The sequence below is a fragment of the Rheinheimera sp. genome, assembly GCF_037442525.1.
In the GTDB taxonomy this organism is placed as follows: Bacteria; Pseudomonadota; Gammaproteobacteria; order Enterobacterales; family Alteromonadaceae; genus Pararheinheimera.
In genome coordinates, this window is the sequence record NZ_JBBIQD010000001.1 from 378,597 (window position 1) to 395,402 (window position 16,806).

Annotated in this window: 16 protein-coding genes; 7 read left to right on the forward strand and 9 right to left on the reverse strand. The window is 52.3% G+C overall.

Annotation, left to right across the window (positions count from 1 at the left end; genetic code table 11):
- Position 1: 1 nt before the first annotated feature.
- From WKJ03_RS01720 to WKJ03_RS01730, 3 genes are read left to right on the forward strand one after another with little or no spacing between them, the layout of a single operon-like run.
- On the forward strand, positions 2–895 hold the full coding sequence (locus WKJ03_RS01720; protein WP_337840429.1) for an ABC transporter permease subunit: 894 nt from the start codon (positions 2–4) through the stop codon (positions 893–895).
- Positions 895–1,887 carry an oligopeptide/dipeptide ABC transporter ATP-binding protein gene (locus tag WKJ03_RS01725; RefSeq protein ID WP_337840430.1) on the forward strand — a complete coding sequence of 331 codons (993 nt, stop codon included), beginning with the start codon at positions 895–897 and terminating at the stop codon, positions 1,885–1,887. Before WKJ03_RS01720 ends, WKJ03_RS01725 begins: the two co-directional genes overlap by 1 nt.
- A complete protein-coding gene (locus WKJ03_RS01730; protein ID WP_337840431.1) occupies positions 1,884–2,654 on the forward strand; it encodes an ATP-binding cassette domain-containing protein in 771 nt (256 codons plus the stop codon). The genes WKJ03_RS01725 and WKJ03_RS01730 overlap by 4 nt, the downstream gene beginning before the upstream one ends.
- Positions 2,655–2,841: 187 nt before the next feature.
- Here the strand turns inward: WKJ03_RS01730 and WKJ03_RS01735 are convergent, their stop codons facing one another.
- The 6 genes from WKJ03_RS01735 to tig all read right to left on the reverse strand — a co-directional run bounded on the left by WKJ03_RS01735 (position 2,842) and on the right by tig (position 11,317).
- Positions 2,842–4,758, reverse strand: a complete 1,917-nt coding sequence (locus tag WKJ03_RS01735; protein ID WP_337840432.1) for a SurA N-terminal domain-containing protein — start codon at positions 4,756–4,758, stop codon at positions 2,842–2,844.
- 150 nt (positions 4,759–4,908) lie between these two features.
- Positions 4,909–5,181: a nucleoid-associated protein HU-beta gene (gene hupB / locus WKJ03_RS01740; RefSeq protein ID WP_337840433.1), complete on the reverse strand. Its 273-nt coding sequence runs from the start codon at positions 5,179–5,181 to the stop codon at positions 4,909–4,911.
- 210 nt (positions 5,182–5,391) lie between these two features.
- Positions 5,392–7,800, reverse strand: coding sequence for an endopeptidase La (lon, locus tag WKJ03_RS01745; RefSeq protein ID WP_337840434.1), 2,409 nt, complete (start codon positions 7,798–7,800; stop codon positions 5,392–5,394).
- Between the two features lie 153 nt (positions 7,801–7,953).
- The gene (gene clpX / locus WKJ03_RS01750; protein WP_337840435.1) at positions 7,954–9,228 is read right to left on the reverse strand and encodes an ATP-dependent protease ATP-binding subunit ClpX; all 1,275 of its coding nucleotides are present in this window, start codon (positions 9,226–9,228) and stop codon (positions 7,954–7,956) included.
- Between the two features lie 57 nt (positions 9,229–9,285).
- Complete coding sequence (clpP, locus tag WKJ03_RS01755; protein ID WP_337840894.1) at positions 9,286–9,891, reverse strand: ATP-dependent Clp endopeptidase proteolytic subunit ClpP; 606 nt, start codon at positions 9,889–9,891, stop codon at positions 9,286–9,288.
- Between the two features lie 115 nt (positions 9,892–10,006).
- Entirely contained in the window at positions 10,007–11,317 is a 1,311-nt protein-coding gene (gene tig, locus WKJ03_RS01760; protein ID WP_337840436.1) for a trigger factor, read from the reverse strand.
- A 289-nt stretch (positions 11,318–11,606) separates the two neighbouring features.
- On the opposite strand from tig, the gene WKJ03_RS01765 reads away from it, so the two are divergent.
- The 4 genes from WKJ03_RS01765 to sugE all read left to right on the forward strand — a co-directional run bounded on the left by WKJ03_RS01765 (position 11,607) and on the right by sugE (position 14,336).
- Positions 11,607–12,299 carry a DUF969 domain-containing protein gene (locus WKJ03_RS01765; RefSeq protein ID WP_337840437.1) on the forward strand — a complete coding sequence of 231 codons (693 nt, stop codon included), beginning with the start codon at positions 11,607–11,609 and terminating at the stop codon, positions 12,297–12,299.
- On the forward strand, positions 12,292–13,236 hold the full coding sequence (locus WKJ03_RS01770; RefSeq protein ID WP_337840438.1) for a DUF979 domain-containing protein: 945 nt from the start codon (positions 12,292–12,294) through the stop codon (positions 13,234–13,236). The genes WKJ03_RS01765 and WKJ03_RS01770 overlap by 8 nt, the downstream gene beginning before the upstream one ends.
- Entirely contained in the window at positions 13,237–13,881 is a 645-nt protein-coding gene (pcp, locus tag WKJ03_RS01775; protein WP_337840439.1) for a pyroglutamyl-peptidase I, read from the forward strand.
- A 140-nt stretch (positions 13,882–14,021) separates the two neighbouring features.
- A complete protein-coding gene (sugE, locus tag WKJ03_RS01780; RefSeq protein WP_337840440.1) occupies positions 14,022–14,336 on the forward strand; it encodes a quaternary ammonium compound efflux SMR transporter SugE in 315 nt (104 codons plus the stop codon).
- A gap of 41 nt (positions 14,337–14,377) precedes the next feature.
- Here sugE and WKJ03_RS01785 read toward each other — a convergent pair whose 3' ends face one another.
- The 3 genes from WKJ03_RS01785 to WKJ03_RS01795 are packed head-to-tail and all read right to left on the reverse strand — an operon-like array spanning position 14,378 to position 16,682.
- A complete protein-coding gene (locus WKJ03_RS01785; RefSeq protein ID WP_337840441.1) occupies positions 14,378–15,922 on the reverse strand; it encodes a cation:proton antiporter family protein in 1,545 nt (514 codons plus the stop codon).
- Positions 15,923–16,447 (reverse strand): MgtC/SapB family protein, encoded by a 525-nt coding sequence (locus tag WKJ03_RS01790; protein WP_337840442.1) that lies wholly within the window; start codon positions 16,445–16,447, stop codon positions 15,923–15,925.
- Entirely contained in the window at positions 16,434–16,682 is a 249-nt protein-coding gene (locus tag WKJ03_RS01795; protein ID WP_337840443.1) for a DUF1289 domain-containing protein, read from the reverse strand. Before WKJ03_RS01795 ends, WKJ03_RS01790 begins: the two co-directional genes overlap by 14 nt.
- Positions 16,683–16,806 lie beyond the last annotated feature (124 nt).

Here is a 16,806-nt window from a genome sequence, read left to right on the forward strand (position 1 = left end):
TATGAAAAAGTTTCGCCTGTATTTTGAAGAGCATAACCGCGGTCCGCTCAGCCAGCTCTGGCAGCAGTTTCAGCGCCAGCACAGCGCCATGCTCGGTTTGGTGCTTTTTGTGTTTTTCCTGGCGCTGGTGCTGCTCGCCCCGGTGCTGAGCCCCCATGACCCCTACCTGCAAAACCCTGATCTGCTGTTACTGTCGCCCTCCTGGAGTGACGCCGGCCAGGTCAGTTATGCCTTTGGTACCGACGATTTGGGCCGCGACATTATGTCCCGGCTGATCACCGGGGCTGTCTATACCTTTGGATTGTCTATTGCGGCTGTGCTGATGGCGCTGCTGCTTGGGCTGGCTCTGGGGGTGATGGCCGGCATGAGCAAAGGGGTGAAATCCAGCATTTTTAATCACTTACTCGATTTGGCCCTGACCATCCCTTCCCTGCTGCTGGCCATACTGATTGTCGCCGTGTTGGGTCCTGGTTTATGGAACACCACCTGGGCTATTGTACTGGCCTTATTGCCCCAGTTTGTCCATGGCATCCGTAACAGTATTCAGGACGCACTGAAACAGGATTACGTGGTTGCTTACCGGCTGGATGGTGCCAATAACTGGCAGGTGCTGCGCCATGCCGTGCTGCCCAATATCTGGGAGCCTGCCACTCTGATGTCCAGTATGGCCTTGTCCACCGCCATGCTGGACATTGCCGCCTTGGGGTTTTTAGGCTTGGGTGCGCAGGCGCCAACGGCCGAATGGGGTACCATGATAGCCGACGCTTTGGACCTGATCTATCTGGCTCCATGGGCCATCGCCTTGCCGGGTTTATTGTTGTTTGCTGCGGTGTTGTCGGTCAATCTGGTCGGTGACGGCCTGCGCACAGCCATTAAAAAACGGCGGGAAAACTGATGATTCTGCTCGATATTAAGAACCTGACCATTGAACTGGAAACTGCGGACGGCTTGATCCGCGCTGTTGACCGGGTCAACCTGACGTTAAGGGAAGGCGAAATCCGGGGTCTGGTTGGTGAATCCGGCTCAGGCAAAAGCCTGATCGCCAAAGCCATAGTGGGCGTGTTGAACAAACGCTGGCGCATCACCGCCGACCGTTTCAGCTGGCGAGGCCAGGATTTGTTACGCCTGCCCTATTCGGAGCAACGCAGCATTATCGGTCGCGATATTGCGATGATCTACCAGGAACCCAGCCGCAGTATGGACCCCACCTCCCCCATACTGGAGCAACTGACCGAATCCATTCCCGACTGCGAACTGGAAAGTGGTTGGTTTGGACGGCCTTTTGAGCGGCGAAAAAAAGCCGCAGCCTTGCTGCATAAAGTGGGTATTCGTGACCATCAGGCGATTTTCCAGTCTTACCCTTACCAGCTGTCCGAAGGGGTGTGTCAGAAAATATCCATTGCGATGGCCATCGCCAAAAAGCCCAAGTTACTGATTGCCGATGAACCGACGACAGCGCTGGAAAGCACCACTCAGGCTCAGCTGTTCCGTTTGCTGGCCAGCTTTAACCAGCTCAAAGGCATGTCGATTTTATTGATCAGCCACGAGCTGGAAAGTGTCGCCCGCAATACCGATACCTTGAGTGTGTTGTACTGTGGTCAGTTGGTGGAAGCCGGTGAAACCGAAGCGTTGCTGTCCAAACCTATGCATCCTTACACCCATGCCCTGATCAAAAGTGTGCCTGAGTTTCAACCCGAGCTGCAAAGCAAACAGCCGCTTTATGCCCTGCCCGGCAGCATTCCGACCCTGCAGCATCTGCCTATTGGTTGCCGCTTAGGCCCACGTTGCCCCAATGCGCGCAAAGAATGTGTGAAAACCCCTATGCTGGAACGGCTGCAAAACCATTATTACAGCTGTCATTTTCCTTTGGGTGGCAAAAAACCATGAAGCAGGTGTTACTGGAAGTCCGTCAACTGAGCAAAAGTTACCAGAAAGCCCAGGGCTTTTTTGGTCAGAAAAAAATTCAGGCATTGTCCCACATCAGCTTTGAGCTGGAAGCCGGCCAGACCCTGGCCATAGTGGGCGAAACCGGCTCAGGCAAAAGCACGCTGGCCAAGTTGCTGATCGGCATTGAAAGCCCGGATCAAGGCGAAATTTTACTGGACGGTGAAGCCATTAAAATCACTGATTTTAAAGATTACAACCAGGTGATCCGCTACATTTTTCAGGACCCGGCCCGCTCATTAAACCCGCATCAGAAAATCGGCCAGATGCTGCAGGATGTGCTGCGTTTCAGCTCGCCGTTGCCAGCTGAAGAACACCAGGCGAAAATTCAGCTGACCTTAAGGCAGCTCGGCCTGATGGATGAACATGCCGACTACTACCCTCATATGTTTTCTGGCGGTCAGTTGCAACGGGTTGCGCTGGCCCGGGCACTGATTCTGGACCCTAAACTGCTGATCCTGGACGAAGCCCTGACCGCAATGGATCCCTCGTTACGGGCACAAATTGTCAACCTGCTGCTGGAACTGCAAAAACAACAGGGACTGGCTTATTTGCTGATCACCAACCATCTGCGGCTGGTACGGCATATTGCCGACAAAATGCTGGTGCTGCATCAGGGCAATGCGCTGGATTACGGCGATACCGCCACTGTTTTTGCCAACCCGCAGTTTGACTACAGCAAAAAACTGATTAGCAGTGCAATGAGTTAAGTGATTGCTTCTGCATAAACGGCATACCGTACATCCTGTACATCGCCGTTAATTGCTCCTGCATAAACGGCATACCGTACATCCTGTACATCGCCGTTAATTGCTCCTGCATAAACGGCATACCGTACATCCTGTACATAAAAAAACCGGCGCTTAAGGCGCCGGTTTTTCTTTAGCACTACTGCAGTTACTGTTCGTCGCTGCTGGCAACTTCCAGGCTTCGAACTATCTCCGCTTTCGCTTTTAACGCAGCAATCACAGCAGCATAACTTTGCTGAGCTTTTTGCTGGCCAAACTGCTCCAGATCTTCTTTAGTCGGAGTTGCAGTCACTTCGGTGTCGGTGACTTTCGTCACGGCCACTACTACGGCGTCTCCTCCTGCAGTGGTCAATGAACCGTAAGAGACAGCCGCCTGCTCTGACGGTTTCGCCAGCTCAAAGGCTTTGGTGCGAATATCTGCATCCAGATCGCCGCCAAAACGTGGTACCGCAGTTTTGCTCTCCACCGTCAACTGATTGGCTTGCGCTGTTGCTTCCAGCGTAGCTCCTCCCTGCAAAGCAGCCAGTAGCTCCGCGGCCTTGGCCTGTGCCATTTCTTCGGTTTTCTGACTCAGCACCGCGGTACGTACCTGCTCTTTGACTTCATCAAAGCCTTTGGTTTTTTCTGGCTGATGGCTGCTGATACGGACCACGACCACCTGGTCCGCCGAGACCTCCAGCACGTCACTGTTCACACCGCCGGCAATAAATTCTTCAGAGAACAAAGTGCTCAGCACGGCCGGTGCATTTAGTGGCGCTGGGGCGGCCCCCTGGGTAAAGGCAGGTACAGAGACTACTTGACCGCCAATGGCTTGCGCAGCTTCCTGCAGCGAGTCGGCAATTTCGAAGCTCTTTTCACCTAAAGCCTGTTGCAGCTCAATAAACTTCTCTGCGGCTTTCTGATCTTTCAGCTCAGTGGCGATTTGCTCTTTCACATCAGCGAACGCTTTGGTTTGTGACGCCTGCACCTCGGTCAGCTTAATCAGGTGGTAACCGAATTCAGTTTTCACCACTGGACTGATTTCACCTACCTGCTTCAGCGCAAAAGCCGCTTTCTCAAACTCAGGGTCCATAACACCGGCTTCAATAAAGTCCAGATCGCCCCCGTTTTCTGCCGAGAAGGTATCACTGGATTCCTTTTTGGCCAGTTCGGCAAAATCCGCGCCCTGAGCCAGCTGAGCGGCCAGCGCTTCGGCTTTGGCTTTTACCTCTGCATTGTCTTCAGCTGATTCCAGCAGTATATGGGACACCCGGCGGCGCTCTTCAGTCTGATAGCGATTTAAATTGGCATCGTAGTAGGCTTGCAGATCAGCATCTGACACCGCAATACCTGCTGCGATATCCGCTTTGTTTAACTGCACATAATCAACAGCCACAGTTTCAGGCGAGACAAACTGGTTCAGGTTGGCCTGATAATAATCCTGCAGCATTTGTTCAGTCACTTCGACTTTATCGGCAAAGCTGGCCGCTTTGATCTGCAGATACTGCACATCGCGGGTCTGCTGCTGCAGTTTCGCCAACAGGGTTAACTCAGATTCTGTGGCAAATTCACTGGACACCAGGCTGCTGACCAACTGAGTGCGTGACATCTGGCTGCGCAGGTAATCACGGAACTGGTTTGGTTCATAACCATTCTGGCGCAATAACGCCAGATAGCGGTCGTTATTAAACACGCCATCCACCTGAAACTCAGGCAGAGACAAGATAGTTTCACGGATTTGCTGGTCACTGACCATCAGGTTTAAATCCGTCATCAGCTGCTTTTGCAATTTTTCATCAATCAGCTTTTCCAGGACCTGGCTGCGGAAGCTGTTCATATAGTTAGGGTCGCTGGCCAGACTGCTGAACATCTCACCAAACTGCTGTTGCATCCGGTTGCGTTCATTTTGCAGCGCGGTATCAAATTCTGTTTTGGTCACATCTTCGCCGTTTACTACAGCAACCACTGGCTCTTTGGTATTTCCCAGATAGCTGCCAACCCCGGCTAATGCAAAGGTCAGGATCACAAAACCAAGAATCACCTTGGCGATCATCCCCTGAGAACCTTCTCTGATCTTCTCTAACATGCTCTCTATGTCTCTTTTGCCAACAATGTGGTAGTAAAAAAAAAGCGCATCTTAGCAGATACGCCTTTTTCATTAAAGCTGCGACCGCATCAGGCTTGTTGCTATCTGCGCCACGGCTTTCCCCAACCGGTTGACCAGTCGGGGTCTGGATTAGTTCACGCTGTCTTTTAATGCTTTACCAGGCTTGAACGAAGGGATCTTCGCAGAAGCGATCTGGATAGTTGCACCAGTTTGTGGGTTGCGGCCTGAACGTGCGGCGCGCTCGCGAACGGCAAAAGTGCCGAAACCAACTAAGGCTACTGAGTCACCTTCTTTCAGAGCTTGCGTCACTGCGTCGATGAACGCGTCCAGTGAACGACCAGCTGCCGCTTTAGAAATGTCTGCACCAGCAGCGATTTTGTCGATAAGTTGAGACTTGTTCACAATATCATCCCCTTCAATTGTTATTATTTTCAACAACTACCAAAAATTAATTTGTTGTGTAGTGCGCACTTGTTATATCAAGCCTGAAATGGGCTTGCAAGCACAAAACGCCGCCCCACAAAAACTTTTTGTTAGGCTGCAAGCCTTGTCAGACAAGGCCTGCAGCGAAACTGCCCATAACTTAACACACAAAAAGCGTTTGAAAAGCCCCTAGGCCGGATTTTTTTGGCTTTTTTTCGCTTTTGGCGCGGCTTTTGGTGCAGTTTCAGCCGTTTCGATTACAGCCATGCCAGTTGGTGGCTCCTGCAACGCCAATTCCAGTACGTCATCAATCCATTTCACGGCACGGATATCCAGATCGCCTTTCACATTGTCCGGAATATCTTTTAAATCCCGAACATTGTCATGTGGGATCAGCACCCGCTTAATACCACCACGGTGGGCCGCCAGTAATTTTTCCTTCAGACCACCAATAGGTAACACTTCACCACGCAGCGTGATCTCCCCCGTCATCGCGACATCCGCCCGCACCGGGTTGCCGGTCAGGCTGGACACCAGCGCTGTGACCATGGCGATACCGGCGCTGGGGCCATCTTTCGGCGTCGCACCTTCAGGCACATGCACGTGAATGTCACGTTTTTCATAAAAGTCTTCATTGATCCGCAGCTTTTCCGCACGACTACGCACCACAGTCATCGCCGCCTGAATGGACTCTTTCATCACATCGCCGAGTGACCCTGTGTAGGTTAATTTACCTTTACCAACCACAGCCGCCGCTTCAATGGTCAATAAATCACCGCCCACTGAGGTCCAGGCTAAGCCCGTCACCTGCCCAATGCGGTTACTGTCTTCGGCTTTGCCATAATCAAAGCGTTGTACGCCGAGGTATTCTTCCAGGTTGGCCTGGTTGATGGTGACCTTCTTCAGCTTGCTGTCGAGCAGAATATTCTTCACTGCTTTACGGCACAGTTTGGAGATTTCACGCTCCAGATTGCGCACCCCGGCTTCCCGGGTGTAGTAACGGATAATGCCGATAATGGCACTGTCTTCCACTTCAATTTCATGCGGTTTCAGACCATTGCGCTCAATTTGTTTGCTCAGCAAATGTTCTTTGGCTATGTTCAGTTTTTCATCTTCGGTGTAACCCGCCAGACGGATCACTTCCATCCGGTCCAGCAAAGCTGCCGGAATATTCAGGCTATTGGAGGTGGCAAAAAACATCACGTCAGACAAATCGTAATCCACTTCCAGATAGTGGTCTGAAAAGGCCGTGTTTTGCTCCGGGTCCAGTACCTCCAGCAGCGCTGCCGCAGGGTCACCACGGAAATCGGAGGCCATTTTGTCAATTTCATCAAGCAGAAACAGTGGGTTCCGTACGCCAACTTTGGCCATTTTCTGGATAATTTTGCCTGGCATAGAACCAATATAAGTGCGACGGTGACCACGGATTTCCGCTTCATCCCGCACACCGCCCAGCGCCATCCGCACATACTTGCGGCCTGTGGCTTTGGCCACTGACATGCCCAGAGAAGTTTTACCCACCCCCGGCGGGCCTACCAGACATAAAATAGGGCCTTTTAGCTTGTTCACTCGTTGCTGAACAGCCAGATACTCCAGAATACGTTCTTTCACTTTATCCAGGCCATAATGGTCTGAATTCAGAATTTTTTCTGCGCCCGCCAGGTCTTTTTTCACCTTGCTGCGTTTTTTCCATGGCACATTGGTCAACCAGTCAATGTAACTGCGTACCACTGTGGCTTCGGCCGACATGGGCGACATCATCTTCAGCTTCTGCAATTCGGCCGTCGCTTTTTGCTTTGCATCAGCCGGCATTTGCGCCGCTTCAATTTTGTTGTTCAGGGTTTCAAATTCATCTGGCGTGTCTTCCAGCTCGCCCAGTTCTTTCTGAATGGCTTTCATCTGCTCATTCAGATAGTACTCGCGCTGGCTTTTTTCCATTTGTTTTTTCACGCGGCTGCGAATACGGCGTTCCACCTGCAGAATGTCGATTTCGCTTTCCATCATCGCCATCAGAAACTCTAACCGTTCCGTGACGTCAATAATTTCGAGAACCTTCTGTTTATCCTCGACTTTCAGCGGCATATGGGCCGCCATGGTGTCAGCCAGACGTGCAGCGTCATCAATACCAGATAACGCAGTAAGCACTTCAGGCGGGATCTTTTTATTCAGTTTGATATAACCTTCAAACTGATTAATGGCCGAGCGCAAAATCACTTCCTGCTCGCGGCTGTCCAGCTGAGGTGTCGGGATCAAATCGACATAAGCCGCAAAGGTTTCTTCGGTATCAGTGAACTCCGCCAATTCGGCGCGTTTGCCACCTTCAACCAGCACCTTGACGGTTCCATCCGGCAGCTTCAGCAATTGAAGAATAGTGGCGACAGTACCAACACGATACAAATCGTCGTCTTTCGGGTCATCCAGTGTGGCATCTTTTTGCGCAACCAGGAAAATCTGCTTTTCCTTTTCCATCGCCGCATCCAGGCATTTGATTGACTTAGCCCGGCCAACAAACAGTGGGATCACCATATGCGGATAGACGACCACGTCCCGTAATGCCAGCACAGGCATATGCAAACGTTCTGTCTTTGCTACTGTCATGAAATCTCTCTTGAATTATTTACTGCAGGGGTGAATTCCCAGTATATGGGGTCACTATTTGCGACTTCAACGAGTTAGTGAAAAATTTGAACCGGCTGGGCACAGAATAGACAAAGCCGGTCAGAACCGGCTTTGTTAAGTGCGTACACGGAATTATTGGCCCGAAGCCGCCTCAGCTGATTCATAGATGAGAATAGGCTGGGATTCACCACGGATCACGGTTTCGTCGATCACCACTTTGCTGACATGTTCCATTGATGGCAATTCATACATGGTATCCAGCAACACGTTTTCGACTATAGAGCGCAAACCACGGGCTCCTGTTTTACGCTCCATGGCTTTATTGGCAATGGCTTTCAGTGCGTCGTCACGGAATTCCAGGTCCACCCCTTCCATCTGGAACAGAGCGCCAAACTGTTTGATCAGCGCATTCTTCGGCTCACTGAGGATTTGCACTAAAGCGTCTATATCCAGTTCTGTCAGCGTGGCAACCACAGGCAGACGGCCGATAAATTCGGGGATCAGGCCATATTTCACCAGATCTTCCGGCTCCACATCACGGAAGCTTTCAGTCAGGCTGCGGCTGGATTCTTTGCCCCGCACTTCAGCACCAAAACCTATACCTGAGCCTTTGGCACAGCGCTGTTCAATCACTTTATCCAGACCGGCAAAAGCCCCGCCACAGATAAACAGGATTTTTGAGGTGTCCACCTGCAGGAATTCCTGCTGCGGGTGCTTGCGGCCCCCTTGCGGCGGCACCGAGGCAATGGTGCCTTCAATCAGTTTTAACAAGGCCTGCTGCACACCTTCACCAGACACGTCACGGGTAATGGACGGGTTGTCTGACTTGCGGGAGATCTTGTCGATTTCGTCGATGTAAACAATGCCTCGTTGGGCTTTTTCTACATCATAATCGCATTTCTGCAGCAACTTCTGGATGATGTTTTCCACATCTTCACCGACATAACCAGCTTCGGTGAGGGTGGTGGCATCGGCCATAGTAAAAGGCACATCCAGCAAACGGGCCAGAGTTTCAGCCAGCAGAGTTTTACCGCTGCCCGTCGGGCCAATCAGCAGGATATTGGATTTACCCAGTTCCACATCGGCTTTTTGCTGCACAGAACGCAGGCGTTTGTAGTGGTTGTACACCGCAACCGCCAGAACTTTTTTCGCGTGTTCCTGGCCAATCACATAATCGTCCAGGTGGTTGCGTATCTCACGTGGAACAGGCAGTTTACTGGCATCACGCTTAGGCGAAATATCTTTAATTTCTTCGCGGATAATGTCGTTACACAAGTCAACGCATTCATCACAGATGTACACCTGTGGGCCTGCAATCAGTTTGCGTACTTCGTGCTGCGACTTACCACAGAAGGAGCAGTACAACAGCTTGCTGCTTTTTTCGCCGTCAGAGCGGTGATCAGACATGGAACTTCCTCTTCAACTGGGGCCTGCACCACTAAGGCTGCCCGACCCCTAACTCAATTACTTCGCATCCCTTTGCGTTAATATGGCATCGACCAGGCCATATTCCAAGGCTTGTTGCGCACTTAAGAAGTTATCGCGCTCGGTGTCCTTGATAATTTGCTCATAACTCTTGCCGGTATGCTCGGCCATCAGCCGGTTTAATTTCTCTTTCACCGTCAGAATTTCACGGGCGTGGATCTCAAAATCCGTCGCCTGACCCTGGAAGCCGCCCAGTGGCTGGTGAATCATTACCCGGGCGTTTGGCAGCGCATAGCGTTTGCCTTTGGTACCACCAGATAACAGGAATGCGCCCATGCTGCAAGCCTGACCGATACAAACGGTGGCGACATTGGGTTTGATGTATTGCATGGTGTCGTAAATCGACAGACCAGCCGTCACTGAGCCACCTGGTGAGTTGATATAAATGTAGATATCTTTTTCCGGGTTTTCGGATTCCAGAAATAACAACTGCGCGACAATCAGGTTGGCCATATGATCTTCCACCTGACCGGTCAGGAAAATCACCCGCTCTTTCAGCAACCGCGAATAAATGTCAAAGGAGCGTTCGCCTTTGGCGGTTTGTTCGATAACAATGGGGACCAGCGCGCTGACGATATCACTCATTTTTGGCTCGAATGCCATCATGGTACTTCCTTATGCTGTAGGGCCGCAGAAAAGAAAATGGCCCGAACTTTAATGCTCGAGCCATTAAAACTGTCAGATCAACAGATGTCAATTCTTAGTTTGACGCCTGTGGATTCATGATTTCGTCGAACTTGGCTTTCTGTTCAGTCACTTTGGCTTTTTCCAGAACCAGGTCAATGGCCTGCTCTTCTAACGCCACATTGCGCATACCTTGCAGCAACTCTTTGTTGCTGTTGTAGTACTGCACCACTTCTTGCGGATCTTCGTAAGCCGAAGCCACAGTTTCGATCAGTGCCTGAACGCGGGCATCATCCACCTGCAGGTTGTTTGACTTGATCACTTCGCCCAATAACAAACCTACTTTGACGCGGTCTTTGGCTTGTTCAGCAAACAAAGAAGCTGGCAGCTCCGGCAGGTTTTTTGCGTCCAGGTTATTACCGAAACGCTGCAGAGCCTGACGACGCAGTACGTCCACTTCGCTGTCGATCAGGGCTTGTGGCACATCCACTTCGTGGTTCGCCAACAGACCTTTCACTACCTGATCTTTGACTTTCGCTTTGATGTTGTTGCTCAGCTCGCGTTCCATGTTTTTCTTCACTTCAGCGCGCAGTGCATCCACAGTTGGCTCAGCCAGACCGAACAGAGCAGCGAATTCTTCGTTCACTTCTGGCAGCTTCTGCTTTTCTACGCCGTTAATTTTGATGGCGAACTGGGCCGCTTTCCCTTTCAGGTTCTCGGCATGGTAATCGTCCGGGAAGGTCACATCGATGGTGAACTCTTCACCGCTTTTCTTGCCAATGATGCCATCTTCAAAACCTGGGATCATGCGGCCCTGGCCGATTTCCAGCGTGAAACCAGCAGCTTTGCCACCTTCGAATTCAACACCGTCAATGGAACCAGTGAAGTCCATGTTGACACGGTGACCTTTGGCGATAGCGGCTTTGGTCTTGTCCCAAGTCGCGTGTTGTTTACGCAGTGTGTCGATCATAGTGTTCAGATCGGCTTCTGTGATTTCAACCACTGGCTTGCTCACTTCTACTTTATCCAGGTTGTTCAACTGAACTTCCGGGTACACTTCGAAGGTGGCCACAAATTCTAAATCTTTGCCTTCAGCCAGTTGCTTAGGAGCAAAAGTTGGAGCGCCGGCCGGGGTCAGTTTGTTTTGGATAATGGCCTGGTAGAAATGGTTTTGCATCTGACGCGACGCCACATCTTGCAGCACTGGCAGACCAAACATTTTTTTGATCATCGCAACCGGAGCTTTACCAGGACGGAAACCGTCGATACGGCGGGTCTTAGCGATAGTACGTAATTCTTTTTCAACTTCAGCGCTAATTGCCGCAGCCGGAACTGTGATGGTTAAACGGCGTTCTAAACCCTGAGTGGTTTCCACAGAAACTTGCATCTTGTTACCTCAAAATCAAATCAGGCGTTTCGTGACGCCATCTTAGTGCTGGTCCGGGAGCCTTCTGTTGACGCGTCATCCAGACCTGTTATACAGGACGCGGCATTATAACGAGGCTTTTTCGTTGCGTCGAGCTTTTGATAAAAACTCAGATTTGACGCGGCTTAGAAGGCTGATTTTGTTATTTTTTTGCGATGACTTTCGCTGATTTTGCCGCCAGCATAACTTGCGGCAGGCGGCAGGCTCAGGGCACACTGCCCCTTCAGTTTTTCACCGATAAGAACAACTTATGACCGAACTGGATCTTTGGCCTCTGTGTGGCATTTTGTTACTCGCCCTTGGGCTGTTACTGAAATTCCATCCGCTGCTGGTGGTGATTCTGTCCGCGCTCGCCACGGCGCTGGCCACAGGGTTACCGCTGCTGTCCTGGCTTGAACAGTTGGGCGATACTTTTTTACGCACCCGAAATTTGCCGCTGATCCTGTTGTTGCCACTGGCGGTGATAGGTTTGCTGGAACGCCATGGCCTGCGTCTGCAGGCGCAGCGGCTGATTGGCCGGATTAAAGTGGCGACGACAGGTCGCTTACTGTTGGTGTATCTGGCGCTGCGCGAAAGCTCAGCCGCTGCAGGCTTAACCAGCCTGGGCGGCCACCCACAGATGGTACGGCCGCTGGTGGCCCCTATGGCTGAAGCTGCCCACCCGGATGGGGCCAGGCACCCGCTCATCCGCGCAAAAATCCGGGCAATGTCCGCCGCCACAGACAATGTGGGGCTGTTTTTTGGCGAAGATATTTTTGTCGCCTTTGGTGCCATTATCCTGATGCACACTTTTTTGCGTGAATCCGGCATTGAAACCGACCCGCTGCATATCGCACTCTGGGGCATCCCCACTGCAGTCGCCGCCTTTTTAATTCATGGCTACAGGCTGGTCCGGTTTGATCGTTACCTGGCTCGCCTGCAACAGGAGCAGGCCAATGATTGATTTGCCCTTGCTGTACCTGATTGTCGGCCTGCTGTTTGCAGTGGTGGCTTTGTATGCGATTCAGGACAGGCGCTTCGCCGCCGCGTTGTTCTGGGGCAGCTATAGCCTGATTTTTCTGGCCGGGGACCATCTGCCCAAAGCGCTGGTGGGCGCGCTGGTGGTACTGATGAGTACCATAGGCGGCTTATCGCTGGTGAAAGCCCGCCGCTATCAGGAGCTGAGCTCTGAGCAACAACTGGCTTCCGTCCAGAGGCTCGGTCATAAACTCTTTGTGCCAGCCCTGCTGATCCCCTTGGGAACTGTATTTGGCGTGCTGGTGTTAGCTCATCTGAGCCTGTTTGACCGGCCGCTACTCTCCCCTGCCAACCTGACCCTCTCAGCCCTTGCGGTGGCAGCCTTTATTGCCCTGTTGTTTGCGCTGTATTATTGCCGAGAAAAGCCACAACAGGCGCTGGCCGAATCATCCAGACTGATTGAAGCTATGGGCTGGGCAGTACTGCTGCCCCAACTGCTGGCCACTTTGGGTTTGCTGTTTACCCAGGCCGGTGTCGGTGACACCGTTGCAGAACTGAGTCAGCGCTATCTGGCTCTGGAGCATCCGCTGGCCGCAGTGGCCTGTTATGCCCTGGGCATGGCGCTGTTTACTGTCATTATGGGCAATGCCTTTGCCGCCTTTCCGGTGATCACTGCTGGTATTGGTATTCCTTTATTGGTACAGCAGCACGGCATTAACCCGGCCATGATGGCCGCCATTGGCATGTTCAGCGGGTACTGCGGCACCTTGCTGACCCCTATGGCCGCCAACTTTAATATAGTGCCGGTGGCGCTGCTGGAGCTCAACGACAAACATGCGGTTATTAAAGCCCAGGCCCCAACTGCAGTTTGGTTGCTGCTGACGAATATTGTGCTGATGTACTTGTTTTTAAGGTGGTTTTAAATGGCGACAGTCTTATTAACCGGCTTTGAGCCGTTCGGCGGCGAACCTATCAATCCGTCCTGGCAGGCCGTGCAGGCGCTGGATGCTGTCTGGCTGGATGACGAAGTGCAAATCAGAGCTGTGCAGCTGCCCTGTACCTTTGCGGACAGCCTGCAGACTCTGGAGCAAAACATCTCCAGGTTTAAACCTGCACTGGTGCTGTGTTTAGGCCAGGCGGGCGGGCGCACTGACCTGAGTTTTGAAAAAGTCGCCATTAATCATATTGATGCACGGATTGCCGATAATGCCGGTGCACAACCCATCGACCAGCCGGTCATAGCACAGGGTCCCGCTGCTTATTTCAGTACGCTGCCGTTAAAAGCCATGGTCAGCCACCTGCATCAGGCCGGTTTTGCCGCCAGTATTTCCTACAGCGCAGGCACTTTTGTCTGCAATCAGGTGTTTTACGGCCTGATGCACCTGCTGCAAAACCAGCCACAAGTGCGTGGCGGCTTTTTGCATATTCCTTATTCTCCGGCGCAGGTGCTGGGCAAACAACAAGCCTCTATGAGCCCTGAGCTGGTGGTTCAGGCGCTGAAAGTCTGTCTGCCTGTTGCGCTGCAGACAGAACAGGATTGGTTAATAGCCGGCGGCACACTGGACTAACCGCGACCAATTGGTTATTCTCTGCCCGCTTTTCACTGGCCAGGCGGGACGACCCGCCTGCGCGTCACAAGTCCGGGGACGACCCCATTCACTGACATGACTTCAGCAACAGGCTTGCTGTGAGTCGTTGGAGATTTGGTATGAATTGGGTTCTGCTTCTTATTGCGGGTTTACTGGAAGTCGGTTGGGCTGTGGGCCTGAAATACACTGAAGGCTTCAGCAAATTCTGGCCTTCCGTCTGGACTGTACTGGCCATGCTGCTAAGCATCAGCCTGCTTGGCCTGGCAATGCGGGATTTACCTGTCGGCACTGCTTACGCTGTCTGGACAGGTATAGGGGCTGTCGGTACTGTGATTGTCGGCATTTTCTTGCTGGGCGATCCGGCCAGCTGGCCACGTCTGGTCAGTATTGCCATGATTCTGCTGGGTATTATTGGACTGAAGCTGTCCAGTTAATCGTATCAGCCGGGGAGCCACAGCTCCCCAGCCTCCGGCACCTACAGGGTAATATGCTGGCGTACCCGCTCGGCCAAGCCCAGACCCGCTTCTGACATGGTCAGGTAAGTGTGGTCGGCGCCGGCCGCCATAATCTGCTCAGCTTCATCCTTGTGCATACTGTGCGACACTATTAAACCGGCAAAGCCCGCCTGCCGGAGCTTGCGGGTGGCGATCACTTTGGCTTCCAGATCATTGAGACAAAGTACCACAGCCTTGATGCCGTCAAGTTTCACCCCTTGCCAGAACACCTGATCTTCCGCATCAGCAAAGAGCACATTTTTGCCTTGTTCAAAATGCTGCGCTACTTTGGCCGGATCCGAGTCCAGCGCCACCAGATGGCATTTATGCTCCAGGTACTCATAGGCCGCACTGCCGGTGCGGCCCATGCCCATAATCAGCACTTCGGCATCCCCCAGTGACACCGGCTGCTCATCTGGGTGATGGCTGTCGCGTTCAAAGGGGATCAGCCGCTGCGCCAGCCGCTCATACAAAGGGTGGGCAAAACGGTTCAACGGGGCAGACACCACAAAAGACAAAGCCACAGTCAAAGCCAACGGGATCAAAAATTGCGGCATGGTCGCAGCCACCACAATCAAGGCAAATTCACTGTAGTTGCTCAGCGCCAGACCGGATAAAAAAGCACTGCGGGCCCGCAGTTTAAACAGCACCAGCAAGGCAAAAAACAGCAGGGCTTTCACTGGTAACAACAATGTCATCAGACCGGCAAACCACCAGGCCTGCAGATCCGGCATGCCTCCGAGACCGATTTGCAGAAAGAACCCCACCAGAAAAAACTCTTTAAGCGCCCACAGGGTTTTGGACAGTTCTCCTGCCCTGCTGTGCCCGGCCAATAAAGCGCCAAACACCAAAGCACCCAATTCAGAACTCAGACCCAGCAGATGGAAACCTGAGCCTCCTACCACCACGGCCAGCATCACGCCAAACAGGATCTGCAGATCATCATGCCCCATTAAGTCCATCAGTTTATAGAGCACGGGCCTGAGCAGTGGCACCAGTAACACCAGCAGCGCCCATACCGAAGGCGTGGTCCCCTGTGACAGGCTTAACAAGGCCATCGCAATCAGATCCTGCATCACCAGAATACCTATAGCCACCCGGCCATGAAAGGCCCGAATTTCCCGTTTATTTTCCAGCACTTTGGCCGCCAACACTGTACTGGAGAAAGCCAAAGCGGCCCCCAGCATCAGCGCATGGGGCCAGTTGGGTTCAAAAGCGAGGTAAATGACCGGTGCATAAAACAGCGCCGACACAGAAAAATGCGCCAGGCTGCCGCCCAAAACCTCAGTTTTGGTCAGGCTGCGTATATTCAGTTTCAGGCCCACAGTAAAGAGCAGCAGCAACACCCCCAGATGGGCGACATGAGCAATAATGGCATTGCCTTCTTTTGGTAAATCCAGCTCAGAACCTGTGGCCGTAATGACAAAACCTGCCGCCAGATAACCAATTAACGGCGGTAAACCCGCCAGCCGGACCATCAACCCCAGACTGAAGGCAAAGCCGATCCATACTGCTTCCAATAACATTTATTTTCCTTTGTCCAATGCGTCTTTGTTTTTATCGGACGCCCGTTCCACCCAGTCTTTTGACGTTCTGTGCACACCGCGGCGCAGTGCTGAACTGGCATCTTCCAGTAAATTCACACCGGTCAGAATACCCACCACCAAAACCGATAACCAAATAGCGGTATGGTAATAGCCAATACCGGCGGCCACACCAATAGCAGCTAACATCCAGATGGTCGCCGCCGAAGTGACGCCCACCACCAAACCATCGCGGGTGAGCATCACCCCGGCGCCTAAAAAGCCAATGCCTGTGACCACCTGACCGATAATACGGCTTGGATCCATCAGCGCGGTTTGCAGCGACAAACTCAGGGCAACAAATAAATAAGTGCCCAAAGTGATCAAAATGGAAGTGCGAATGCCTGCCGGTTTGCCGCGCAGCTGACGCTCCAACCCCACCACAGCGCCGCACACCAAGGTGCAGCCAACCCCGGCCCAGCTGAGCGGGCTGATATCCAGCCATTGTTGCCAGTTAATTGTGAACATTGTCACTCCGCTGCCGGTTACGTTGTCTGGCATCCAGCCATTCCTGCTGGGTCATGGCTTTTTGCGCGACCGGAGCCTGCCAGTCCGCTTTGCGCCGCGCTATGTTGAGCGCTATCTGTTGGTACTGGTCGGGCGTTTTTTTACGCCAGTCGACAATTTCATCCATATGGCGGTAACAACCAATACAGACGTTTTCTTCATTCAGGCGGCAACAGGCCACACAAGGAGACTCCATACCTCACTCCGCTGATTCTATCTTGTTGCAGTGTAATCAGTTTTTGTTCCAGACCAAAGTTTTTGCTGTTAGTCCGCTTCTGAGGTGAATTGGTCTGCTTTGCTTTACCCCGCTGTGCCGTTGT

Coding starts and splice junctions, on each gene's coding strand:
- WKJ03_RS01720 (WP_337840429.1), top strand. CDS start 2: ATGAAAAAGTTTCGCCTGTATTTTGAAGAGCATAACCGCGGTCCGCTC.
- WKJ03_RS01725 (WP_337840430.1), top strand. CDS start 895: ATGATTCTGCTCGATATTAAGAACCTGACCATTGAACTGGAAACTGCG.
- WKJ03_RS01730 (WP_337840431.1), top strand. CDS start 1,884: ATGAAGCAGGTGTTACTGGAAGTCCGTCAACTGAGCAAAAGTTACCAG.
- WKJ03_RS01735 (WP_337840432.1), bottom strand. CDS start 4,758: ATGTTAGAGAAGATCAGAGAAGGTTCTCAGGGGATGATCGCCAAGGTG.
- lon (WP_337840434.1), bottom strand. CDS start 7,800: ATGACAGTAGCAAAGACAGAACGTTTGCATATGCCTGTGCTGGCATTA.
- clpX (WP_337840435.1), bottom strand. CDS start 9,228: ATGTCTGATCACCGCTCTGACGGCGAAAAAAGCAGCAAGCTGTTGTAC.
- clpP (WP_337840894.1), bottom strand. CDS start 9,891: ATGAGTGATATCGTCAGCGCGCTGGTCCCCATTGTTATCGAACAAACC.
- tig (WP_337840436.1), bottom strand. CDS start 11,317: ATGCAAGTTTCTGTGGAAACCACTCAGGGTTTAGAACGCCGTTTAACC.
- WKJ03_RS01765 (WP_337840437.1), top strand. CDS start 11,607: ATGACCGAACTGGATCTTTGGCCTCTGTGTGGCATTTTGTTACTCGCC.
- WKJ03_RS01770 (WP_337840438.1), top strand. CDS start 12,292: ATGATTGATTTGCCCTTGCTGTACCTGATTGTCGGCCTGCTGTTTGCA.
- pcp (WP_337840439.1), top strand. CDS start 13,237: ATGGCGACAGTCTTATTAACCGGCTTTGAGCCGTTCGGCGGCGAACCT.
- sugE (WP_337840440.1), top strand. CDS start 14,022: ATGAATTGGGTTCTGCTTCTTATTGCGGGTTTACTGGAAGTCGGTTGG.
- WKJ03_RS01785 (WP_337840441.1), bottom strand. CDS start 15,922: ATGTTATTGGAAGCAGTATGGATCGGCTTTGCCTTCAGTCTGGGGTTG.
- WKJ03_RS01790 (WP_337840442.1), bottom strand. CDS start 16,447: ATGTTCACAATTAACTGGCAACAATGGCTGGATATCAGCCCGCTCAGC.
- WKJ03_RS01795 (WP_337840443.1), bottom strand. CDS start 16,682: ATGGAGTCTCCTTGTGTGGCCTGTTGCCGCCTGAATGAAGAAAACGTC.